Consider the following 4,605-nt stretch of genomic DNA (forward strand, 5'->3'; position numbering starts at 1 on the left):
CCATTGCGGATATCGCATTGCCGAGGGCACGTGGGTCCATTCGCACCGCTCGGGGCGCCGACTTTCGTAGACAACCCCTGATTCGACACGCCGCAGCGCCGCCGCGAGCGCCTTGAGGCGTTTTTCCGGGACCTAGCCGGCGAGGTGGACAAGCTTGCCGCGCCCCGCCACGGCTTCAGCAAGCACGGCATAGGGGGCGCCAAGCACGATCGTCTGCGCTGCGGCGCGCAGAAATTCGTGGTGTTGCTCGCGTAGCCTCGCGATGTTCCGGCAAAGATCGCGGCGTTCCTCCTCCAGCGCTCCGGCGCGTTCGGCAAGCTCGCGGTGAACCTGCTCGGGGCGGTCGCGAAATTCCGCCGGCAGATCGAGAAGCCGGAATGAAGCGGCCCGCAGCACGTCATCCATGTGCTTCTCCCGACCTGAGAGCCCGGCGATGGTCACATGCACCGTGTCCTCGGAGCGCAGATAAACGTGCAACGCAAAAGGCTCCCCCTTCAAGGCTCGCTGCAGTCGCGCCAAGCTGCGACTCGGTAAGGTACCGATCCGCACGTCGAGAAAACGCAATCGGCTCTGCAAGAGCCCTAGATCGGCGTCCAGGTTTTGGTAATGCCGCAGCACCGCTTGCAGTTGTGAAAGCCGTTTGCCCTCTTGCGCGAGGTGACGCTGCTGCGCTTCATTGGCTGCGCACTCGCGCCAAATCGGCCGCAGCCGCTCTCGCAGCTGCCCCAGCTCGTCCGCCGTCACGACCCGCAGCGACTCAGGGCGCTCCGGCCAGCGCAGGCCGAGATAGCTCAGTGTCTTATCCAGGGTATGCCGCGCGGCGAGAAACGCCTTGCGATGCTCATTGGCCGGACGGTCGGGCAGATCAGCTGCGTCCTGCGCCGGCACGGGGTGGAAAACCCCTTCACTCGCCAGTTCCAGCGCCACGGCTTGGCCGTTCTCACGGAGCAGATAGCAGTTGACGTGGCGCATCGCCAGTGGCGTAAACATGCCTCCTCCTAGCCGGATTGCGCTTGTGCAGCGAGCACCGCTTCGCGGACATCCTCGGGCGGCAGCTCGAAACGCGCGCCCTTGACGATTCCCTGCAGCTGATTGAGCTGCTGCTCACGCAGCAAGAGGTAAGCCAAGATGCGGCCCAGACGGAATGGCTCATGGCGCAGCACATGGGCGGCCGCGCGGAGTTCGCGGCGCAATAGCGCCCGGTCGATTTCGCCGATCCCGGCGGCCTCGGGGAGCTGCGCCTTGAGCGGCTCGGGCAGCTGCGCCAACACCGCATCCACGCTCTCTTCGCGGGCCAGTGACGCAAGCAGCGTGCGGGTCAGATACTGACCGCGGGCTTCCAGCAGAAAATAAGCATGCGAGGGATTCAACCCGAGTGTGAAACGATAGCGCAGCAACCAGACCAGACTATGCCGATCCAAATGGGGACCCAAAAACCGCAGCAAGGCCGCCCGCTCACCGCGAGGTTGCCGATCGACCTCATCCATCAGGCCGCTGAGATAGCCGCGATCCAGCCCCGCCTCCGCATCGAAAAGTTCGCCCCCCTGCTCTTCGGCCAGCAGCGCCTGAGTGGCCATGTCGGCGTAGAACCCGCCTCGGAGATAGCGCAGCATCTCATCCACGCCTTCGCACTCGATAAGCTCTCGCGACGGCAGGCTCGCCATCGCTCCGAGGTCCAGCAGGTGACGCTCGATGCGCTCGGCCGTCCAACCACCGAGCTTGCCACGCACAATGACCTTGAAATTCACCAGATCGAAGCGCCGCGCCCAATGCCGTAACAGACTGCGGGCCGATCCAGTGACCCCGCGCAGCAGAGCCAGGGTTTCCTCCGCCAATCGCTTGGTCGCATACTGTTCCAATCGTCCTGGCCGCAGGGCCTCGGATGACTCCTCCAGCGGCAGCCCCGCCTCGGTCAGGGCGGAAGACGCACCGTCGAGGTTCTCTTCGGTCAACTCTCGCAGGCGGGGTTGCGATAACAGCCGCTTCGACAAGCCGGACGTGCGCGCGTGCAGATAGGCGTAGCGCCGTACCGCCGGCATAGGTCACGGGTTCTCCGTATCGAGCAGCCAGTCGAGCGTTTGCTGCAACGCCACACGGCGGTTGTGCTGCGCCTGTTCCGCAAGGTTTTGCAGTTGCTGATCGTGCTCCCGCTCTAGCTCGGCGACCTCTTGTTCGGCCTGCTCGTCGCTACGATCGAACTTGGATTGACGGAGTTCGGCCATGCGCCGTTCGAACCGGGATTCAGCATCATGCGCTTCCTGCCGCGCCTGCTCGATAATCCGATCACGCTCTCGTTCGGCGTTCTCGATCTGCGTCCGCGCGTGCTCTTCAGCATCGAGCAAGCGCTTGAGCGTGTCTTCCATGAAGCCCTCCGCTTATCCACTGCGCTCGCCGCAATCCGGTTGCGTTACCTGGCTTGCGCCAAGACCCGCTCCGGCCGACCCGGCCATACGAGATACCGCCAAGGGAGCTGATTCCGCCCCCCGATCCGGAAACCTTGCCGTATCAGCGGTCATCCCAATGTGTCTAGTGACCCTGCGCGCCTGGGGTAAGTTCACGGGATGCGCCGGCGGCCGACCCCTTCGAAACGCCGCGAAGTACGTGTGCACCGCCGCATCAGCGATGCCGGCACGCACGTGTCTGTACCGGCCAGCGCTTCGCGCCGCAGCGCCCCGCTCCTAGCGCAGGGCAGCGCAATCAAGCCTCGCGTTGGTATTCCTCGGCTTTTCTGCGTAGCCAACTGCTTAGAATGTCCGCCTTTCTGGCGATTTCTTCCAAACGCTCGCGCACCTCGCCCGAATCGGCGCGTAGCGCATTGTCCACGTCCTCATGGATGAAACTGGCCAGCCGACTGAGCCCATCGAGCGTGTGCGCGAACTCGTCGGTCATCGGTGGCATCTTTTCATCGATCTCTCGCAGCAGCGCTTCTTCCCTTTCGCGCTGTTCGGTGCGCTCCCATTCCGAGTTCATTCAATGCCTCCCGCGCATGTTCGTGCCCGGTGCGCTCACCACGGATTCCGGCGAGTTCCGGGCGCCACTTCCGAGTCGCTCCTGCCTTGAAGAGATCGGGTACCGCCAGTTAAGTTCCAAACCCTCCTCGCAGCGCCCGATTCACCTCCGGGGGCAGCGAGTGCGCCTGCCATTTGCACAGCGGCGTTACGCTTGCGACGGGAACTCGGGTTGCCGCCGCGGATCAAAAAGGCACCTGTTATCCAGCATAGAACGGCTGGAGGAAATCGACATGTCAGCCAGTTGGATCGTTGTAGCCGACGCTGCTCGCGCACGCGTCTTCGCACGGGAAAAAGCTGAAAACACGTTGCACGAGGCCACCAACCTCGTGCATGGAGAGAGCGCATTGCATGACGGGGATCTGCGTACCGGCGGCGAGGGTGGAACAATGAGCAATAGTTCCGGCAGCAGCTTTCGCCGCAGCGAGCCGCATGCGACGCCGCAAGAGACCAATGCGGAGCGGTTTGCCAAAGAGATCGCCGAGCATTTGAGACAAGGGCGGACACGGGAAGCGTTCAGCGACCTCGTCCTCATTGCCGAGCCCCGGTTCCTGGGCCGGTTACGTGCGAATATCGATGCGGAGACCGCAAAACGGGTTCAATTTACTGTCGATAAAAACCTCGTCGAGAGCTCGGTCGACAGGATCGAGCAGGAGCTTCGGAGCCACTCGAGCTGAATCGACCGGCTGGTCGTTATTGTAGACCCGGCGGCTGTTTCCCTTTGAACAAAGAGGTAAGCAATGAGTGACCGGCCCACTATGTCGAACGACCCTTTTCCGACGAGATTGTCAGAGCATCGCGACATGTTCCCGCGACTCGACCCGGTGGTGCATTCGCGAAACCAAAGTCGATGGAGTGGTCCGCTCGATGAAGTGGCGCTCTCGCGCTATGAGCGCGACGGTTTTCTCTGGTTCGGAGGCTTTTTCTCGCGGGAGCGTATTGACGTTTTCTTCGAGGAGCTCGCGGAAATGGCCACCGACAAGCGATTGATGGACTCGAATCAGGTCATCAAGGACCGGGACAGTGGTGAGCTGCGCTTTGTGTTCGGTATGCACGAGCTCTCCGAACGATATGACAAGCTTACCCGTGATCCGCGCATTCTCGGCATGGTGCGCCAGCTGCTGGGCGGGGATGTCTACATCCATCAATCGCGCATCAATGACAAGTTTGGATTTCAGGGCAGTGGATTCTATTGGCACTCGGATTTCGAAACCTGGCACGCCGAGGATGGAATGCCGCGCATGCGTGCCGTCAACGCCTCGCTGCTGTTGACCGACAACAACGAGTTCAACAGGCCGCTGATGCTCATCCCCGGCTCCCACCAGCATTTCGTTCCCTGCGTCGGTAAAACACCCCAGGACAACTGGAACCTGAGTCCGTGAAGCCGACTCGCGCTGCGCTGCAACAAGTTGTTCCATGCTTACCGACAGGCGCCCCATCGGGCCGGAACCGGGCATCTGGCCCAAATTCAGGCGCCGATTGCCGGCGCTCGACGCTCACTGAGGCCGCGATTGGCCATTGGGGTGGTCTCGGCACGCGCGAGCTGCTGCCGGCGACGTCCAGCATCAAGAGACCTCCCAGTGTGGCTCGCGCTCGC

At 62.6% G+C, this 4,605-nt stretch carries 6 protein-coding genes; 2 read left to right on the top strand and 4 right to left on the bottom strand.

Features of this window, described 5'->3' with window-relative positions:
* Positions 1–132 precede the first annotated feature (132 nt).
* The 4 genes from AC52Q4_RS09685 to AC52Q4_RS09700 form a co-directional block, all read right to left on the bottom strand.
* Positions 133–990 (bottom strand): V-type ATP synthase subunit I domain-containing protein, encoded by an 858-nt coding sequence (locus AC52Q4_RS09685; protein ID WP_495536593.1) that lies wholly within the window; start codon positions 988–990, stop codon positions 133–135.
* 8 nt (positions 991–998) lie between these two features.
* On the bottom strand, positions 999–2,039 hold the full coding sequence (locus tag AC52Q4_RS09690) for a V0D/AC39 family V-type ATPase subunit (protein WP_495536594.1): 1,041 nt from the start codon (positions 2,037–2,039) through the stop codon (positions 999–1,001).
* A gap of 3 nt (positions 2,040–2,042) precedes the next feature.
* Positions 2,043–2,363, bottom strand: coding sequence for an ATPase (locus tag AC52Q4_RS09695; RefSeq protein WP_495536595.1), 321 nt, complete (start codon positions 2,361–2,363; stop codon positions 2,043–2,045).
* 334 nt (positions 2,364–2,697) lie between these two features.
* On the bottom strand, positions 2,698–2,970 hold the full coding sequence (locus AC52Q4_RS09700; RefSeq protein WP_495536596.1) for a hypothetical protein: 273 nt from the start codon (positions 2,968–2,970) through the stop codon (positions 2,698–2,700).
* A gap of 271 nt (positions 2,971–3,241) precedes the next feature.
* On the opposite strand from AC52Q4_RS09700, the gene AC52Q4_RS09705 reads away from it, so the two are divergent.
* Both AC52Q4_RS09705 and AC52Q4_RS09710 read left to right on the top strand, forming a co-directional pair.
* Positions 3,242–3,685: a host attachment protein gene (locus AC52Q4_RS09705; RefSeq protein ID WP_495536597.1), complete on the top strand. Its 444-nt coding sequence runs from the start codon at positions 3,242–3,244 to the stop codon at positions 3,683–3,685.
* Positions 3,686–3,748: 63 nt separating this feature from the next.
* On the top strand, positions 3,749–4,390 hold the full coding sequence (locus AC52Q4_RS09710; RefSeq protein WP_495536598.1) for a phytanoyl-CoA dioxygenase family protein: 642 nt from the start codon (positions 3,749–3,751) through the stop codon (positions 4,388–4,390).
* The last annotated feature ends 215 nt before the right edge of the window (positions 4,391–4,605 follow it).

It is taken from the genome of Nitrococcus sp., from assembly GCF_059432795.1.

What these genes read in the sequence shown, in the direction of transcription:
- AC52Q4_RS09685 (WP_495536593.1), bottom strand. Translation starts at nt 990, where the DNA reads ATGTTTACGCCACTGGCGATGCGCCACGTCAACTGCTATCTGCTCCGT.
- AC52Q4_RS09710 (WP_495536598.1), top strand. Translation starts at nt 3,749, where the DNA reads ATGAGTGACCGGCCCACTATGTCGAACGACCCTTTTCCGACGAGATTG.
- AC52Q4_RS09700 (WP_495536596.1), bottom strand. Translation starts at nt 2,970, where the DNA reads ATGAACTCGGAATGGGAGCGCACCGAACAGCGCGAAAGGGAAGAAGCG.
- AC52Q4_RS09695 (WP_495536595.1), bottom strand. Translation starts at nt 2,363, where the DNA reads ATGGAAGACACGCTCAAGCGCTTGCTCGATGCTGAAGAGCACGCGCGG.
- AC52Q4_RS09690 (WP_495536594.1), bottom strand. Translation starts at nt 2,039, where the DNA reads ATGCCGGCGGTACGGCGCTACGCCTATCTGCACGCGCGCACGTCCGGC.
- AC52Q4_RS09705 (WP_495536597.1), top strand. Translation starts at nt 3,242, where the DNA reads ATGTCAGCCAGTTGGATCGTTGTAGCCGACGCTGCTCGCGCACGCGTC.